This window comes from Actinoplanes sp. NPDC051851, from assembly GCF_040681165.1.
In the GTDB taxonomy this organism is placed as follows: Bacteria; Actinomycetota; Actinomycetes; order Mycobacteriales; family Micromonosporaceae; genus Actinoplanes.
On record NZ_JBFAYF010000023.1, the window covers coordinates 69,057 to 86,663 of the forward strand.

Consider the following 17,607-nt stretch of genomic DNA (forward strand, 5'->3'; position numbering starts at 1 on the left):
GTCCCCAGGGTCAGCCTCCGCGGGGCCCGCAGGGTCAGCCTCCCCGGGGGCCGCAGCCGCCCCGCCCGGGTGGTACCTACGGCGGTAACGGCAACCAGGGCAGATGAGAAAAGGCCGGTGCGATGCACCGGCCTTTTTCGTGGCGGAAAGTGATCAGACCCGGCGCAGGACCGCCACCACCCGGCCCATGATGGTCGCGTCGTCGCCGGGGATCGGGTCGAAGGCCGGGTTGGCCGGCATCAGCCAGACGTGGCCGTCTCGCTGCCGGTAGCTCTTCACGGTCGCCTCGCCGTCGATCATCGCGGCCACGATGTCGCCCGCCTCCGCGTTCGGCTGCTGGCGGACCACCACCCAGTCGCCGTTGCAGATCGCGGCGTCGATCATCGAGTCGCCCTTGACCTCCAGCATGAAGACCTCGCCCTCGCCGACCAGCTCGCGCGGCAGCGGGAAGAAGTCCTCCACCGCCTGCTCGGCGAGGATCGGGCCGCCGGCGGCGATCCGGCCGAGCAGCGGGACGTACGCCGGTTGCGGCCGGGCCGCCCGCAGCGCGTCGTCGTCGCCCAGCTCGCCCGGCGCGCGGACGTCCACGGCGCGCGGCCTGTTCGGGTCGCGGCGCAGGTAGCCCTTGGTCTCCAGGGCCTTCAGCTGGTACGCCACGCTGGACGGGGAGACCAGCCCGACCGCCTCGCCGATCTCGCGGACGCTGGGCGGGTAGCCGTACTTCTCCACCCAGCCGCGGATGAAGTCGAGGATCCGCCGCTGCCGGGTGGTCAGGTCGGCGGCGACCGGCTCGGCCACGGTGCCGACCGGTGTGACCGAGCGCAGCTGCGGCGCGTCCCCGGAGCGGCCCCGGCTCGTCGTGCGGCGGCGGGACGCGGCCGGCGTGCCGGGCTCCGGTGTCCTGCTCGGTTGCTCTCGTCGGCTGCTGCGGTCGTCGGTCGACACGTCGCCCTCCCTGTCGGCCTGTGCCAGTCGGCACGTGATGCGTCGCGGAGCCGGGCGTACGCCGTGGGGATGGCGAATGTCCGGCTGACCCCTCTTGATGGGAAACCGTAATAGGCGTCCCCGTCATATTCAAACATCTGTACGAGATTTTCCCGGCGTGTCGCCCGGAAGTACTCGACTTCCGCACACCTGTTCTGATAGACCGTCGTACGGGCGTTCTATCGAACGGGTGTCCGAAAGGGGTCTGGTGATGGTGGTCAGTGGCGCGCGACACGTGGATCCGCCGCTGAGGCTGACGCGGCGTGGCCGGGCGGTGCTGCTCGGTCTCTTCCTCGCGATGGCAACCCTGGCGAGTGTCGTCTTGTTCACGACGGCCTCCGGGGCCTGAGCCGGGTCGTCGTCGCGTTCCCTTCTGGGTGACACGCGCCGGTCGTGTCCGGTTCACCGCCCGGTTCGGTGCACGCTCTCCGGAGCGCCCCGTGACCGGCGCTTCACCCCCGGTGGTGAGGTGGAAAATACGGCGCGTCGGCATGCTCGCCAACTTGCATCGGCGTCCGCCGCGCTTTAGCGTCTACCCCAACATCTAGTGGTCACGAAGATGTCTGTCATCCACAGGTTGGGTTTCCTCTCCCCGGTTATCCACATGCTCGTCCACAGCGTCGCCGATGGTTCCGACCGTCGTTTCGCTGCGCTTCGGCATGTCCGGACTCCGTCGGGAGAGGCTCCGGAGAAGGAGTAGAGCGGTGCGCTGCCCGTACTGCCGGCACGCGGACTCCCGCGTGGTGGACTCGCGCGAGGCCGACGACGGTCAGCTGATCCGTCGCCGTCGCTCGTGCCCCGAGTGCGGCAAGCGGTTCACCACGGTCGAGGAGGCGGTCCTCGCGGTGGTCAAGCGCAGCGGCGTCACCGAGCCGTTCAGCCGGACGAAGATCATGGGTGGCGTCCGCAAGGCCTGTCAGGGCCGGCCCGTCGACGAGGACTCGATCGCGCTGCTCGCGCAGCGGGTCGAGGAGACCATCCGGGCCAAGGGCGCAGCCGAGATCCCGAGTCACGAGGTGGGGCTGGCGATCCTCACCCCGTTGCGGGAGCTCGATCAGGTGGCCTATCTGCGATTCGCCAGCGTCTACAAGTCGTTCGACTCTCTCGACGAATTCGAGAAGGAGATCGCGGCGCTGCGCGAGGCACCGGCGGTCCGGGAAGCCGGGACGCGACATGCTGTCGCGCCGCGGTCCGGCGCCCGTGCGCCAAAGCTCAACGGCTGAAGAAGCCCAAAGAACCTTGTCCGGTACTTATCAGGGGGAGTTCATTTCTATGGCCGGAGACGGCGTCACAGCAGGGCGTCAGCGCAGCCGGGCGAGCAGCAACGGCACCGCGGCGACCAGGGGGCTGCGTGTGGAGCGGGTCTGGACGACCGAGGGCGTCCACCCGTACGACGAGGTCGAGTGGGAACGCCGCGACGTCGTCATGACGAACTGGCGGGACGGCTCGATCAACTTCGAGCAGCGTGGCGTGGAGTACCCGACGGACTGGAGCGTCAACGCCGCGAACATCGTCACCACCAAGTACTTCCGCGGCGCGGTCGGCACCCCGGAGCGCGAGTGGTCGCTGAAGCAGATCATCGACCGGGTCGTGCAGACCTACCGCAAGGCCGGCGAGGAGTACGGGTACTTCGCGACCGACGCGGACGCCGAGCTCTTCGACCACGAGCTGACCTGGATGCTGCTGCACCAGGTGTTCAGCTTCAACTCGCCGGTCTGGTTCAACGTCGGCACCAAGTCGCCGCAGCAGGTCAGCGCCTGCTTCATCCTCTCGGTCGACGACTCGATGGACTCGATCCTCGACTGGTACAAGGAGGAGGGCCTGATCTTCAAGGGCGGCTCCGGCTCGGGTGTGAACCTGTCCCGGATCCGCTCCTCCAAGGAACTGCTCTCCTCCGGCGGCACGGCGAGCGGCCCGGTCAGCTTCATGCGCGGCGCCGACGCCAGCGCGGGCACCATCAAGTCCGGCGGTGCCACCCGCCGCGCGGCCAAGATGGTCATCCTCGACGTGGACCACCCGGACATCGAGGAGTTCGTCTCGACCAAGGCGCGCGAGGAGGACAAGATCCGCGCGCTGCGGGACGCCGGCTTCGACATGGACCTGGGCGGCTCCGACATCGTCTCGGTGCAGTACCAGAACGCCAACAACTCGGTGCGGGTCAGCGACGAGTTCATGCGGGCGTACGAGGAGGGCACCGAGTTCGGCCTCCGTGGCCGTCTCAACGGCGAGGTCATCGAGACCATCGACGCCAAGAAGCTCTTCCGCGGCATCGCGAAGGCCGCCTGGGAGTGCGCCGACCCGGGCCTGCAGTACGACGACACGATCAACGACTGGCACACCAACCCCGAGACCGGCCGGATCACCGCGTCCAACCCGTGCTCGGAGTACATGTCGCTGGACGACTCGTCCTGCAACCTGGCGTCGCTGAACCTGATGAAGTTCCTCAAGGCCGACGGCGGCTTCGAGGTGGAGAAGTTCGTCAAGAGCGTCGAGTTCATCATCACCGCGATGGACATCTCGATCTGCTTCGCGGACTTCCCGACCGAGAAGATCGGGGTCACCACCCGGGCGTACCGCCAGCTCGGCATCGGTTACGCGAACATCGGCGCGCTGCTGATGGCCTCCGGCCTGCCGTACGACTCCGAGGGCGGCCGCAACGTCGCCGCGGCGATCACCTCGCTGATGACCGGCACCGCGTACCGCCGCTCGGCCGAGCTGGCCGGGATCGTCGGCGCGTACGACGGCTACGCCCGCAACGCCGAGGCGCACCAGCGGGTCATGCGCAAGCACGCCGCCGCCAACGACGAGGTCCGCCCCGTCGGTGAGGTCGCCTCCGAGATCGTCCGTGAGGCCACCAGGCAGTGGAAGAACGGCAACAAGATCGGTGAGAAGAACGGCTGGCGCAACGCCCAGGCGTCGGTGCTCGCCCCGACCGGCACCATCGGCCTGATGATGGACTGCGACACCACCGGCATCGAGCCCGACCTGGCCCTGGTCAAGTTCAAGAAGCTGGTCGGCGGCGGCTCCATGCAGATCGTCAACCAGACGGTGCCGCGCGCGCTGCGCAGCCTCGGGTACCCCGAGGAGCAGGTCGAGGCGATCGTCGAGCACATCTCCGAGCACGGCAACGTGGTCGACGCGCCCGGCCTCAAGACCGAGCACTACCCGGTCTTCGACTGCGCGATGGGCGAGCGGTCGATCGCCCCGATCGGTCACGTCCGGATGATGGCCGCGGTCCAGCCGTTCATCTCCGGCGCCATCTCCAAGACCGTCAACATGCCGGAGACGGCGACGATCGAGGAGATCGAGGAGATCCACTACCAGGGCTGGAAGCTCGGCCTGAAGGCGCTCGCGATCTACCGCGACAACTGCAAGGTCGGCCAGCCGCTCTCGGCCGGCAAGTCCGCCAAGGCCGCCGCGCCCGCGGTCGCCGAGGCCGAGGCCGTCGAGAAGGCGGTCGAGAAGATCGTCGAGAAGGTCATCGAGTACCGCCCGATCCGCAAGCGCCTGCCGAAGAAGCGCTCCTCCGAGACGGTCTCCTTCTCGGTCGCCGGCGCCAAGGGCTACCTCACCGCGTCGTCCTACCCGGACAACGGCCTCGGCGAGGTCTTCCTGAAGATGTCGAAGCAGGGCTCCACCCTGGCCGGCGTCATGGACGCCTTCTCGGTGGCGATCTCGATAGGGCTGCAGTACGGCGTCCCGCTGGAGACGTTCGTCAGCAAGTTCACCAACATGCGCTTCGAGCCGGCCGGCATGACCGACGACCCGGACGTGCGCATGGCGTCCTCGGTGATGGACTACATCTTCCGTCGCCTGGCGCTGGACTTCCTGCCCTACGAGACCCGCTCCGAGCTGGGCATCTTCACCGCCAAGGAGCGCACCGCCCAGGCGCAGGCCGAGGCGGCCGCCGAGGCCGCCGCCGCGGACCTGGCCGACATGGCGGTCTCCGCACCGGTCACCACCACCCCGGCGGGCACCTCCACGGTCACCGTCGCCGAGGCGAAGGCCTCGACCAGCGGCGCGGCACCGATCACCGCGGGCTCCTCCACCGAGCTCCTGGAGATCGTCACGGGCCACGCGGCGGACGCCCCGCTCTGCTTCACCTGCGGCACCAAGATGCGCCGCGCGGGCAGCTGCTACGTCTGCGAGGGCTGCGGCTCCACCTCCGGCTGCAGCTGACCTTCCGCACCACCTGCGGGCCATGCGCTGTCTGCGCATGGCCCGCTTCTTTTCCGGTACGGGTACCGCCCGCGCGATCCGGTCGCTCATTCTCCCAGCCGCAGAACCCGGTCGGCCCGGTCCACCACCTGTTTCGGTGAGCGTCCTGCCGCCGCGATAAGGACTGCGCTGTCCCATGTGCCGCTGCGCGTCCTGGACGAGATTGCGGACATGCTCGGAGAGGCCGTACTCGACGATCTTCTCGAGCAACAGGCGCAGGGTGGCGTCGGAACGGATGCGTGAGCGGGCTCCGGGCATACCGGGGAGAGTCGCACAGGGGTATGACACGGGTGGCACCCCGCGGACGGTGAGCCGGCGGTCCAGGGCGCCGCGGCCGGTCCGGCTGGCGATCCGGGGTGTCTCAGGCCGGTGGGCTGGCGCTTCGGGGTGTCTCGGGCGCTCCGAGAGACCCGTGAACGCCAGCCACGCCGGGAAAGCTGGCGCCCAGGGGTCACTCAAGCCCGCCGAGACACCCCTCACGACCAGCCAAGAGGCGGAACGGGGCTGCCAGGCGGGTGTCAGGACGGTGTGCGGTTCCTGTCAGCAGGGCCCGGCAGGCTCGACGGTATGACGATCACCCTGCGGCCGGGCGCCACCGTGATGTTCACCGGCGACTCGATCACCGACCTGTGGCGGCCCGACGGTGAGGACCGGGCCGGGTACCCGCTCCGGATCGCCGGCGAATGGTGCTTCCGGCACCCCGGCCGGCCCATCACCTGGCTCAACACCGGACACGCCGGTGACCGGGTCGGCGATCTGGAGGCGCGCTGGCAGGCCGACGTGCTCGAGGTGCGGCCCGACCTGGTGTCGATCCTCGTCGGGGTCAACGACAACGGCTGGCACACCCTGGACCCGGACGGCCACGAGATCTCGGCGGACGAGTTCGCGGCGGGCTATCGCCGCCTGCTCGACCCACTGGCCGCGACGGGCACCGAGATCATCCTCATCGAGCCCTTCCTCCTGCCGGTCCACCGCGTCGTCGAGGCCGGGATCCATCGCGACGGCGGATCCGGCGCGGTGATCATCGACGACGGCGTCCGGCGTGCCTGGCGTACCGGCCTGAACCCGAAGATCGCGGCCGTCCGGCGACTCGCCGTCGAGTACGGCGCGCACCTGCTCCCCGCGGACGAGATGTTCGCCGGCCTGGCGGCGAGAACCGGCCCGGAACACTGGTCCGAGGACGGCGTGCACCCGACACCGGCGGGCCATGCCGCCCTTGCGGACGCCTGGCTGCGCCTGGTGGCCTGACCCGGCCGCCGCTCGACACGGGTTCCTGCGACGGCGGGCCTCGTCGTCGCGGCCGCACCGGCGGTGCCGCTGCGCGCCGCACCGCCGGTGCCGCCGGTGCCGCTGCGCCGCTGCGCGACGATCCGGGCGAGGTGCGGCCGTCCCTCCGCGAGGTCGGCCGGGGCCTTTGGGGGTCTCGTCGTGGCGGGTTCCCGTACGGTCGACGTACGTGAGGAAGACTTTGATTTTCGGTGTGATGCCGGTTCTGCTGATGGGCGGTGGAGTGCCCGCGAGTGCGGCGGCGCCGGTGGGGCTCTTCGACGACTTCAGCTGGGGGTCGGTGAGTGCGCTCCGGAAGCACGGGTGGGTGGTGCGGACCGGGACGGGTGCGCCGGGGGTGGCCGGGGAGGCGACCTGGAGCGCGGCGAACGTGGGGTTCGCGACGGTCGACGGGAGCCGGGGGCTGCGGCTGACCATGCGGACGGACGGGACGGCCGCCGGGACCTCACAGGCGGAGGTGGGGCGGGCCGCGGAGAAGAGCCGGGCCGGCACCTACCTGGCGCGGATCAAGTTCGCCGACCGGCCGGAGAGCGGCGTCGACGGGGATCATCTGGTGGAGACGTTCTTCGCGATCTCCTCGGTGGACGGGTGCGATCCGGCGTACAGCGAGACGGACTTCTCGGAGTACCTGCCCAACGGGGGATACGACGAGACGCGGACCCTCAACACGCAGACCTCGTGGGCGCGGGCGGGGGAGGAGTGCGGGGACTCGAAGGAGACCGACGAGTACCGCAGCTTCGCCGGGTGGCACACGGTGATGACGACCGTGAGCGGCGGGCACGTGCGGTACTACCTCGACGGTAAGCAGGTCGCCGATCACACCGGGAAGTACTACCCCCGGCACGACATGACGATCGCGTTCAACCTGTGGCTGCTCGATCTCGGCGGGCACACCGGGTCCGGGGTCAGCGTCTGGCGGCAGTCGGTGGACTACGTGTACTACGCGAAGAACCGGGTGCTGACCGCCAAACAGGCGACCGCCCGGGTCGCCGCGTATCGGAAGGCCGGGAAGTCGTACGTCAACACGCTCTGACGCCCGCCGCCTGCTGTCCGCCGTCCGCTGCGGGCTTGCGGGCGTTATGTCCAGTCTTGTCGACGACTGCGTGGGTGCGGTGTGGTGCTGTGTCGCTGGGCCGTCTGTTTCGGGGGCTGTCGTCGCGTGAGTCGTTGCGTGCGATGGGGTGGGGGTGGGGGAGGGAGGGGTAGTCGGCGGGCGGCGGGAACGGGGGAGCAGCATGGGGGTGGACGTACCGGAAGAGGAAGCGGGAGAGAAGCGCTGTGATCCATGACCGGCTGGTGGAGGCGGGCAGTGTGCAGCTCGCGGTGCGGGACTTCGGTGGGGAGCGGGCGCCGCTGGTGCTGCTGCACGGGGCCGGCGGGAATCTCGCGCAGATGACCACGCTGGCCCGGGCGCTGCGGGAGGGCTTCCGGGTGGTCACCATGGACCTGCGCGGGCACGGGCGGTCGGCGGACGGGGACTGGAGCTGGGACGCGGCGCTCGGCGATCTCGCGGCGGTCTGCGTGGAGCTGGCGCTGGACCGGCCGGCGATCGTGGGGGACGGGCTGGGCGGCATGGTGGCGGCGCTCTGGGGGCAGCGGCACCCGGAGTCGCCGGGCGTGGTGAGCCTGGACGGGAACCCGCCGCCGAGCCGGGTGGAGCAGCTGCCGGGGATGGATCCGGAGAAGGCGGCGGCGGAGCTGGCCCGGCTGGAGTCGGCGTTCGACGTGATCGAGGCGTCGGCGGGTGCGGACATCCCGGCGGACGAGCTCGCCGATCTGGTGGAGCGGCAGCGGATGGCGGCCCGGGACATGGGCGCCAACGAGAAGGTCTGGATCGAGGGTTTCCGGCGCAATCTGGTGCACACCCGGGAGGGGCGGACGTCGGTCCGGCCCAGCGCGTGGACCACCTCCCAGCTGCGGGAGCTGATCGGCGGGCTCGACCTCGGCCCGGTCTATGCGGCCACCACCTGCCCCGAGCTGGTCGTGCTCCCCACCCGGAACGCGCCGGAGCAGGAGTCCTTCGGCGAGCTGTACACCGCCTACCGGGACCACCTGGTCGAGCAGGTCCGGACCGCCGGGCGGCTGCGGTACCTCTCGCTCGCGGACGCCTCCTCGGCGATGGTGATCGAGCAGCCCGCGGCGCTGGCATCGGTGATCACCGGTTTCCTGACCGGTGAGCGGTAGCCACCCCCACGTGTGAGTCCGGGGGTCACCACGTCCCACAATGGGCATCGGTGACCCACATCGGACACGTGGAAGGGGAGCGACATGAGCGGGCCCGAGGACCTGCGGGCGGAGGCACAGGCCGTGCTGGCGCTGCTGGAGCCGCTGGGACAGCTCACACCCACCGGGGCGTTCGTCTCCGGGCTGATGGTCTCGCGCGACCTCGACGTGATGCTGCTCGGCGGTCCCGCGTTCAGCCCTGATGACGTCGTCGTGCTGCTCGGCACGGCTATCAAGATCAAGGGCATGACCGCTTTCTCGTACGCCGATGAACGCGACGAGAAGGAGGCGGAGCAGCGTTACCACCTCCGGCTGACCGTCGGGGAGTGGCGGGTCGACCTGTCGATCTGGCTGAACGACGACCACACCGGCGCCGTCGAGTGGCACGAGGCGCTGGCCGAGCGGCTGACCGGCGAGGAGCGCGAGGCGATCCTGGCGATCAAGAAGCTGTGGCACGAGCGGCCGGAGTACCCGGGCGGCTACGACGTCTACACGGCGGTACTGGACCACGGTGTGCGGACGGCGGTGGACTTCGGGGCGTGGCTCCGGAGCCGCTGAGGGGTATGGCGCGGAGCCGCTGAGTGGTGTGGCGCGGAGCCGCTGAGGGGTGTGGCGAGGAGTCGCCGGCACCATACGAAAGCGGAGCCGCCGGCCTCTATTCGAAATCGGACGTCAGCAGCGACACGAAGTCGATCGCGAGGATGCCCACGCCGATCAGGACCGGCCAGAGCAGGGCACCGCTGAACGCGCCCACGGCACTGTCCCGCCGGGCGTGTCGCTGGTGCCACTGGCCGATCAGGATCACTCCCACCACGGCGGCGGCGAGGCAACTCCAGCCGAGAGCGACGTACCGGAAGAGAAAGACGACGGCGAGAGCCACCGCCCAGACCGCGAACGCCTGCCCGAACCCGATGATGAAACGTCCTCCGTCGCGCATCGCCGGAGCGTAGACCAGCTGTGCAAGAACGATCGTCACTGCACGTATATCGATGGAGTGCGGAGGTGGCCCTTCCGTTCGGCGCGCGGGGCTTGTACGGTTTCCGGCGGACCGCGGGAGGATCATCAGTGCGTACACGAATCGCCGCCATCGGCGCCGTCGTGGTGCTCGCCGTCTCCGTGTCCGGGTGCGATCAGGGCGCCGAGGAGACCGCGACCACGCTCCCGCCGGTGACCGTGGCGACCGCGCCCGCCGCCTCCGCCGGTGGTGCCTGCATCCTCTGGGACTGGGGCTTCATCGAGGAGAACATCGGCGTCCGGTTCTCGGTGGCCGCCTCGGATCAGGTCGACGAGACCTCCACCTGCGTGGTGCAGACCGAGAACGGCTCCTGGCCCGACCTGACGCTCTCCGTGGTCGAGTCGACCAAGGCGGACGCGGACGTCTTCAACGACGACCGGGTCCCGAAGAAGGCGACCAAGCTCAAAGGGCTCGGCAAGGCCGCCTACCGGCTGAATTCGGCCGCCGCCGGCACACACGGCCCGGTCGTGGAGATCGGCTGGCTGAGCGAGGCCGAGCAGCTGCAGACGCTGAAGTTCACCTTCGCCAAGGGCGCGGGCGACAAGACCGAGGTCAGCAGCATGAACACCGGTCTGCTGGAGCTCGCGAAGGCGATGGACACCACCGGCTGAGCACGCGTACGGCAAGGGCCGGCCCGGAGCTCCGGACCGGCCCTCGCCGACGACGCGTCAGCGAGCGGCGACGAAGACCCGGGACGCCACCTCACGCGGCAGCCGGATCTTGTTGCCCGACTTGTCGATGGTGACGCCGTCCCGCTCCTGGGCCACCGTCACGGTCGAGCCCGGGTCGATCCCGGCGGCGTGCAGCTGCGACAGGACGTCCGCGTTGGTCTGGACGCTCTCGCAGATCCGCCGGACCACCACGTTGCCGGTCAGCCCGGGGAAGGCCAGGTTGCGCTCGCCGTGCCCGAAGACCGCGGCGGCGCCGGACTCGTCGTCCGGGAGGCCGAGCTGTTCCAGGCCCGGGATCGGATTCCCGTACGGCGAGCGGGTCGGCTTGTTGAGCAGCTCGTAGACCCGGCGCTCGACCGAGTCGCTCATCACGTGCTCCCACCGGCAGGCCTCCTCGTGGGCTTCCTCCCACGGCATGCCGATGACGTTGACGAGCAGCAGCTCGGCCAGGCGGTGCTTACGCATCACGGAGACCGCGGTGCTGCGGCCCGCGTCGGTCAGCACGAGGTGCCGGTCGCCCTCCACGGTGAGCAGACCGTCCCGTTCCATCCGGGCGACCGTCTGGCTGACCGTCGGACCGCTCTGGTGCAGGCGTTCCGCGATCCGTGCCCGCAGCGGGGGCACGCCCTCTTCCTCGAGTTCGAGAATGGTACGGAGATACATCTCGGTGGTGTCGACAAGGTCATTCATGATTACCACCGTCCGCAGGTGAGACCACGCGAGGTGGTATCGACGAGATCGTTCACGATGGGGTCCTCCCAGCAGCGATAATACCGCGCTGTAAGGGCCGGTCCTCGCGCGTGAGGGCACCCCCCGACGCCGGATGAGCGCGCCGTGACAGTACCGGAGCGCGCCGTGCGGCGCTGGAGACACATCGGCCACGCCCGGAGGATGGGACCTCACCGGCGGGTAGTGGCAGCATGTGGCGCATGGCGGACGAGACGACGGCGGTGGTGTGGGACGACGCACTGCTCGGCTACGACATGGGTGACCACCCGCTCAACCCGGTACGCGTCGAGCTGACCATGGCGCTCGCGCGGGGACTGGGCGTGCTGGACCGGCCCGGAGTGCGATTGATCACCCCGAGCCCGGCGGACGACGCGGCGCTGACCCGGGTGCACCGGGAGGACTACCTGGACGCGGTGCGCCACGCCCCGATCGACCCGTTCTTCACCGGTTGGGGGCTGAACACGCCCGACAATCCGGTCTTCGACGGGATGCACGACGCGTCCGCCTGGATCTGCGGCGCCAGCATCGCGGCGGCCGAGGCGGTCTGGTCCGGTGCCGCCCGGCGCGCCGTGAACGTGGCCGGCGGTCTGCACCACGCGATGCCCGCCCGGGCGGCCGGCTTCTGCGTCTACAACGACCCGGCGGTGGCGATCGCCTGGCTGCTCGACCACGGCGCGCAGCGGGTGGCCTACGTCGACGTGGACGTGCACCACGGCGACGGCGTGCAGACCGCGTTCTGGAACGACCCCAGGGTGCTCACCGTCAGCCTGCACGAGACGCCGCTGACGCTCTTCCCGGGCACCGGGTTCTGCGACGAGACCGGCGGGCCGGGCGCCGAGGGGAGCGCGGTCAACGTGCCGCTGCCGCCCGGCACCGGGGACGAGGGCTGGCTGCGGGCGTTCCACGCGGTGGTGCCCTCGGTGGTCCGGGCGTTCGCGCCGGAGATCATCGTCAGCCAGTGCGGCGCCGACGCGCACCGCCTCGACCCGCTGGCCGACCTGCGGCTCTCGGTCGACGGCCAGCGGGCGGCGTACATCGCGCTGCGCGGGCTCGCCGACGAGGTCTGCGACGGGCGCTGGGTCTCCATGGGCGGCGGCGGGTACGCCCTCGTCGAGGTGGTCCCCCGGGCCTGGTCGCACCTGCTCGCGGTGGCCACCGGGGAGCCGCTCGCCCCCGGCACGCCGACGCCGGCCGCCTGGCGCAAGCTCGCGGCCGCCCGCCGTCCGGGCACTACGATTCCGGAGGCGATGACCGACGGTACGGAGCCCGTCTTCGAACCCTGGTCGCCGGATGCCACCGGCCCCGTCGACAAGGCGGTCCTGGCGGCCCGGAACGCGGTCTTCCCGCTGCACGGCCTGGACCCGTACGACCCCCGCGACTAGAAGGGCAAGACGGTGAAGCGAAGCGCGGACGTCCTGCTCGCCGACGGCAGCGCCGTGCACCTGCGGCGGATCCGGCCGGAGGACGCCGATGCCATCGTCGACTTCCACTCCCGGATGAGCGACCGGACCCGGTATCTGCGCTACTTCTCGCCGTACCCGCGGATCCCGGAACGGGACCTGCACCGCTTCGTGAACGTGGACCACCGGGACCGCGAGGCCTTCGTGACGGTCGACCCGGACGGCCGGATCACCTCGGTCGGCCGGTATGAACGGCTCGGCCCGGACTCGCCGGACGCCGAGGTCGCCTTCGTGGTCGAGGACGCGCACCAGGGCCGGGGGATCGGCTCGGTGCTGCTGGAGCACCTGGCCGACGCGGCCCGGGTGCACGGCATCACCCGCTTCGTCGCCGAGGTGCTGCCGGAGAACAACGGGATGCTCCGGGTCTTCGGCGACACCGGCTACCAGGTCCAGCGCCGGTACGCCGACGGCGTGGTCCACCTCAGCTTCCCGATCCGGCCGACCGAGAGGTCCCGCGAGGTGCAGGAGTCCCGCGAGCACCTGACCGAGGCCCGGTCGATCGCCCGGCTGGTGGCGCCGCGCGGGGTGGCGATCTACGGCGCGAGCGCCAGCGGGCAGGGCATCGGGGCGGCCATGCTCGGCAACCTGCGGGACGGCGGGTACACCGGTGCGCTGGTGCCGGTGCATCCCACGGCCGAGCGGGTGGCGGGGCTGCCGGCGTACCGGAAGGCCTCGGACGCCGCCGCGCCGATCGACCTGGCCCTGATCGCGGTGCCGGCGGAGCGGGTGGCGGAGGCCCTGGCCGACGCGGCGCACGCCGGCGCCGGCGGCGTGGTGATCGGCTCGGCCGGCTTCGCGGAGGCGGGCGCCGCGGGCGCGGCCCGGCAGCGTCACCTGATCGAGACCGCGCACGGCGCCGGCCTGCGGGTGATCGGCCCGAGCAGTTTCGGGATCGCCAACACCGATCCGGACGTCCGGCTCAACGCGACCATGGCGCCGCGCCTGCCGGCCGCCGGGCGGGTGGGCTTCTTCAGCCAGAGCGGCGCGCTCGGCGTGGCGCTGCTGGCCGAGGCGGACCGGCGGGGCCTCGGGCTCTCCAGCTTCGTCTCGGCGGGCAACCGGGCGGACGTCTCCGGCAACGACCTGCTGCAGTACTGGCAGGACGACCCGGGGACCGACGTGGTCCTGCTCTACCTGGAGACCTTCGGCAACCCGCGGAAGTTCGCCCGGCTGGCCCGGCGGATGAGCCGGGTGAAGCCGGTGGTCGCGGTCGCCTCGGCCACCCGGCCGCCCGGGCTCGCCGGTGACCTGCCCGGCCCGGACGCCCACGCGGTGACCGCGCTCTTCGCCCGCTCCGGGGTGATCCGGGTGGACACCGTGCAGGAGCTCTTCGACGTCGGCATGCTCCTGGCGCACCAGCCGCTGCCGGGCGGGCGCCGGGTGGCCGTGGTCGGCAACTCGTCCGCGCTCGGCGCGCTCGCGGTGGTGGCCTGCCGGGCGGCCGGCCTGGTGGTGGCGGAGGGCTACCCGCTGGACATCAGCCCGCTGGCGACCGCGCACGACCTGGCCGACGCGCTCGCCGACGCCGCGGTCGACGAGCGGGTGGACGCGCTGGTCGCGGTGATCGCGCCGCCGGTGCCGGGCCAGCTCACCGAGGATGACGCGGACTTCACCGCGGCGCTGGCGAGCGTGGCGCTGGCCGGGGAGAAGCCGACGGTGGCGACGCTGGTCTTCGGCCGGGTGCCGCCGCGGGTGCCGGTCTACCCCTCGGTCGAGGAGGCGGTCCGGGCGCTGGCCCGGGTGGTCAACTACGCGGACTGGCTGCGCCGCCCGCCGGGTGTGATGCCGGTCCTGCCGGCGGTGGACCCGGCGGCCGCCGGGGCGGCGGAGACCACGGGCGACATGCTCTCCGCGTACGGCATCCCGGTGGTGCCGTCGACCCTGGTCCACTCGGCGGACGCGGCGGCCCGGGCGGCGCAGGGGCTGGGCTTCCCGGTGGCGCTCAAGGCGGCGGGTGGCGGGTTGCGCCACCGGATCGACCTCGGCGCCGTCCGCCTCGCCCTCGCTGACCCGGTCGCGGTACGCGCGGCGTACACCGAGCTCGCGGGCACCTTCGGCGCCGAGGTGCTGGTGCAGACGATGGTCGCGCCCGGGGTGGCCTGCGTGATCGAGGTGGTGGAGGACCCGGCGTTCGGCCCGGTGGTCGGTTTCGGTCTCGGCGGCGTGGCCAGCGAGCTCCTCGGCGACCTGGCGTGGCGGGCCGCCCCGCTGACCGACCGGGCGGCCGAGGCACTGGTCGACGAGCCGCGCGCGGCACCGCTGCTGCACGGGTACCGCGGCTCGACCCCGGTGGACCGGGACGCGCTGATCGACCTGCTGCTGCGGGTGGGCCGGCTCGCCGACGAGCAGGGCCGGGTCCGCTCGCTGCTGCTGAACCCGGTGCTGGTCCGCCCGGACGGCTTCTCGGTGCTGCACGCCGCGATCGAGTTCGGCGACCCGGGCGTCCGCCCCGACACCGGCCCCCGTCGGCTGGAGCCGGTGTGACGGATCGAGTGGATCAGCTGGCGTAGGCCTCGAGGCGGGAGGCCCGCTCCGGGTCGCGCAGCTTCAGCATGGTGACCTTCTCGATCTGGCGGATCCGCTCGCGGCTCAGGCCGAACTCGCGGCCCACCTCGTCGAGGGTGCGCTGGCGGCCGTCGTCCAGGCCGAAGCGCAGCCGGATCACCGCGGACTCCCGCTCGGAGAGCGTGGCGAGCACGATCTCCACCTGGCCGCGCAGCTCGCCCTGGCCGAGGCTCTCGCCGGGCTGGGCCGAGCCGGCCGCCGCGACGAAGTCGCCGAGCGCGCTCTCGCCGTCCTCGCCGACCGCCTGGTCCAGGCTGACCGGCTCCCGGTCGTACGAGATCAGCTCGATGACCTGGAACTCCGGCACGCCCATCGCCTGGGCGATCTCGCCGACCGTGGCCTCCCGGCCGAGCTGGGCGGCCAGGTCGCGGCGGGCCCGGACCATCCGGTTGACCTGCTCGACCATGTGCACCGGGATGCGGATGGTGCGGGCCTGGTCGGCCATGGCGCGGGTGATGGCCTGGCGGATCCACCAGGTGGCGTACGTGGAGAACTTGTAGCCCTTGGTGTAGTCGAACTTCTCGACGGCGCGGATGAGGCCGAGGTTGCCCTCCTGGATCAGGTCCAGGAACGCCATGCCGCGACCCGTGTAGCGCTTCGCGATGCTGACCACGAGGCGGAGGTTCGCCTCGAGAAGGTGGTTCTTGGCGGCCCGGCCCTCGGCCGCGATGATCTCGAGCAGCGGGGCCAGGTCGTCGGCGGCGCCGGGGAGCAACTCCTCGGCGTAGAGGCCTGCCTCGATACGCTTGGAGAGCGTCACCTCCTCGACGGCGGTGAGCAGGCGTGTCCGGCCGATACCGTTGAGGTACGCGCGGACCAGGTCGGCGGAGACGCCGCGCTCGTCCGTGGCGTCGAGGTCGGCCAGCGGCTCGACGTCGTCCGTCATGATGTCCTCAACCGTCGCCTTCGTCTGCAGGACCATCTGAAGTCCCCTCCCCCGTCTCGTGCGTACCAGCCGCATCCGTGCCGGTGCCGAGAAGTCTTGTCGCAGGCGCGTTAAGCGGAGGTGAGGCCAGCGTCCAGGTGGCATGAATCAGGGAGAACCCTGACGTCGCCTTACCGACAAACGTTTTCGGGTTGTCACAGCGGGTTACTGTTCAGTCGTGGTCTTCAAGCGAATGCTCCAGGCGCTCGGGGTGGGCGGTCCCTCGGTCGACGCCGTGCTGACGAGCCCGGACTGCCGTCCCGGCGGCACCCTGGAGGGCGCCGTCCAGATCCTCGGCGGCGACCACCCGGTCGACGTGGAGTACCTGGCGATCGGCCTGCTCACCCGGGTCGAGGTGGAGAGCGGCGACAGCGAGTACCACACCGACCAGGAGTTCCACCGGCAGCGGCTGACCGGCTCGTTCCGCCTGGAGCCGGGTGCCCGCCACGACGTCCCGTTCACCTTCCCGGTGCCCTGGCAGACCCCGATCACCGAGGTGTACGGCCAGCACCTGCACGGCATGACGATGGGCCTGAGCACCGAGCTCGAGGTGGCCCGCGCGGTCGACAAGTCCGACCTGGACCCGGTCGCGGTGCACCCGCTGCCCGCCCAGGAGCGGATCCTCGACGCCCTGCTGCGGCTCGGATTCCGGTTCGGCCGGGCCGACGTGGAGCGTGGCCGGGTCTACGGTGTCGAGCAGGAGCTCCCGTTCTACCAGGAGATCGAGTTCTATCCGCCTCCGCCGTTCGCCCGCGGCATCAACCAGCTGGAGCTGACCTTCCTGCCCACGCCCCGGCGGCTGCAGGTGGTGCTGGAGCTGGACAAGCGCGGCGGCCTCTTCACCGAGGGCCACGACGCGTTCGGCAGCTTCGACGTGGACTACGCCACTGTGGACCAGGTCGACTGGGTGGCGAAGCTGGACGGGTGGCTGCGCCAGGCCGCCCAGCGCCGGGGGCTCCTCTTCTAGATCTCCAGCAGGAGCGTGCGCGGGCCCACGTTCACGCTCTCCACCAGCATGTGGGTGCGGAAACGGCCGGTCTCCACCGTCGCGCCCCGGGTGCGGAGCGCCTCGACGTACGCCTCGACCAGCGGCTCGGCGGCCTCGGCCGGCGCCGCCGCGTTCCAGGTCGGGCGGCGGCCCTTGCGCGCGTCGCCGTAGAGCGTGAACTGGCTGACCACCAGCAGCGGCGCGTTCTCGTCCGCCGCGGACCGGTCGCCGTCCAGGATCCGCAGCTCCCAGGTCTTGCGGGCGAGATCGGCGGCCGTCGCCGGGGTGTCGTCGTGGGTGACGCCGACCAGGACCAGCAGTCCGTCCTTGATCTCGCCGACGATCTCGTCCCCGACGGTCACGCTCGCCCGGCTGACGGTCTGTACCAGTGCGCGCATCAAAAATCCGTCCTTTCGCGGGCCGCCTCACGGTAGCAGCCGCAAAGGATTGGTTTGGATGAATACGTCCTCATCGCGAAGGGGCCGGTGCCAGGATTCGTCAGGGGCGGAGGGGCCGTCGGCGGATCGGGCCGGGCGGTGTCC

Annotated in this window: 15 protein-coding genes; 10 read left to right on the top strand and 5 right to left on the bottom strand. The window is 71.2% G+C overall.

The features are described from left to right. Nucleotides 1–153: 153 nt before the first annotated feature. Complete coding sequence (gene lexA / locus AB0M08_RS22390; RefSeq protein WP_364496320.1) at nucleotides 154–945, bottom strand: transcriptional repressor LexA; 792 nt, start codon at nucleotides 943–945, stop codon at nucleotides 154–156. Between the two features lie 743 nt (nucleotides 946–1,688). On the opposite strand from lexA, the gene nrdR reads away from it, so the two are divergent. From nrdR to AB0M08_RS22420, 6 genes are all read left to right on the top strand, one after another. After that, entirely contained in the window at nucleotides 1,689–2,207 is a 519-nt protein-coding gene (nrdR, locus tag AB0M08_RS22395) for a transcriptional regulator NrdR (protein ID WP_364496323.1), read from the top strand. A 49-nt stretch (nucleotides 2,208–2,256) separates the two neighbouring features. After that, entirely contained in the window at nucleotides 2,257–5,163 is a 2,907-nt protein-coding gene (locus tag AB0M08_RS22400; RefSeq protein WP_364496326.1) for a vitamin B12-dependent ribonucleotide reductase, read from the top strand. Between the two features lie 606 nt (nucleotides 5,164–5,769). After that, nucleotides 5,770–6,450: an SGNH/GDSL hydrolase family protein gene (locus AB0M08_RS22405; protein ID WP_364496329.1), complete on the top strand. Its 681-nt coding sequence runs from the start codon at nucleotides 5,770–5,772 to the stop codon at nucleotides 6,448–6,450. Nucleotides 6,451–6,685: 235 nt separating this feature from the next. Continuing rightward, entirely contained in the window at nucleotides 6,686–7,522 is an 837-nt protein-coding gene (locus AB0M08_RS22410; protein ID WP_364496332.1) for a glycoside hydrolase family 16 protein, read from the top strand. Nucleotides 7,523–7,767: 245 nt separating this feature from the next. Continuing rightward, on the top strand, nucleotides 7,768–8,673 hold the full coding sequence (locus tag AB0M08_RS22415) for an alpha/beta hydrolase (protein WP_364496334.1): 906 nt from the start codon (nucleotides 7,768–7,770) through the stop codon (nucleotides 8,671–8,673). Between the two features lie 84 nt (nucleotides 8,674–8,757). Next, entirely contained in the window at nucleotides 8,758–9,270 is a 513-nt protein-coding gene (locus AB0M08_RS22420; RefSeq protein WP_364496337.1) for a hypothetical protein, read from the top strand. Between the two features lie 97 nt (nucleotides 9,271–9,367). Here the strand turns inward: AB0M08_RS22420 and AB0M08_RS22425 are convergent, their stop codons facing one another. Then, entirely contained in the window at nucleotides 9,368–9,649 is a 282-nt protein-coding gene (locus AB0M08_RS22425) for a hypothetical protein (protein ID WP_364496340.1), read from the bottom strand. Nucleotides 9,650–9,777: 128 nt separating this feature from the next. Between AB0M08_RS22425 and AB0M08_RS22430 the strand changes: the two genes are divergently transcribed. Further along, nucleotides 9,778–10,338 (top strand): hypothetical protein, encoded by a 561-nt coding sequence (locus AB0M08_RS22430; RefSeq protein WP_364496343.1) that lies wholly within the window; start codon nucleotides 9,778–9,780, stop codon nucleotides 10,336–10,338. Between the two features lie 57 nt (nucleotides 10,339–10,395). Here AB0M08_RS22430 and AB0M08_RS22435 read toward each other — a convergent pair whose 3' ends face one another. After that, the gene (locus AB0M08_RS22435; RefSeq protein ID WP_364496346.1) at nucleotides 10,396–11,088 is read right to left on the bottom strand and encodes a metal-dependent transcriptional regulator; all 693 of its coding nucleotides are present in this window, start codon (nucleotides 11,086–11,088) and stop codon (nucleotides 10,396–10,398) included. A 239-nt stretch (nucleotides 11,089–11,327) separates the two neighbouring features. Here AB0M08_RS22435 and AB0M08_RS22440 point away from each other — a divergent pair, with 239 nt between their 5' ends. Beyond that, entirely contained in the window at nucleotides 11,328–12,509 is a 1,182-nt protein-coding gene (locus tag AB0M08_RS22440; protein WP_364496348.1) for an acetoin utilization protein AcuC, read from the top strand. A 12-nt stretch (nucleotides 12,510–12,521) separates the two neighbouring features. Beyond that, nucleotides 12,522–15,071 (top strand): GNAT family N-acetyltransferase, encoded by a 2,550-nt coding sequence (locus AB0M08_RS22445; RefSeq protein WP_364496351.1) that lies wholly within the window; start codon nucleotides 12,522–12,524, stop codon nucleotides 15,069–15,071. Nucleotides 15,072–15,084: 13 nt separating this feature from the next. On the opposite strand, the gene sigB is transcribed toward AB0M08_RS22445, so the two are convergent. Beyond that, nucleotides 15,085–16,038 carry an RNA polymerase sigma factor SigB gene (gene sigB, locus AB0M08_RS22450; RefSeq protein ID WP_364496480.1) on the bottom strand — a complete coding sequence of 318 codons (954 nt, stop codon included), beginning with the start codon at nucleotides 16,036–16,038 and terminating at the stop codon, nucleotides 15,085–15,087. Between the two features lie 217 nt (nucleotides 16,039–16,255). Here sigB and AB0M08_RS22455 point away from each other — a divergent pair, with 217 nt between their 5' ends. Continuing rightward, complete coding sequence (locus AB0M08_RS22455; RefSeq protein ID WP_364496353.1) at nucleotides 16,256–17,044, top strand: sporulation protein; 789 nt, start codon at nucleotides 16,256–16,258, stop codon at nucleotides 17,042–17,044. Here the strand turns inward: AB0M08_RS22455 and dtd are convergent. Further along, nucleotides 17,041–17,463 carry a D-aminoacyl-tRNA deacylase gene (dtd, locus tag AB0M08_RS22460; protein WP_364496355.1) on the bottom strand — a complete coding sequence of 141 codons (423 nt, stop codon included), beginning with the start codon at nucleotides 17,461–17,463 and terminating at the stop codon, nucleotides 17,041–17,043. The two genes, AB0M08_RS22455 and dtd, sit on opposite strands and share 4 nt — an antisense overlap. Nucleotides 17,464–17,607 lie beyond the last annotated feature (144 nt).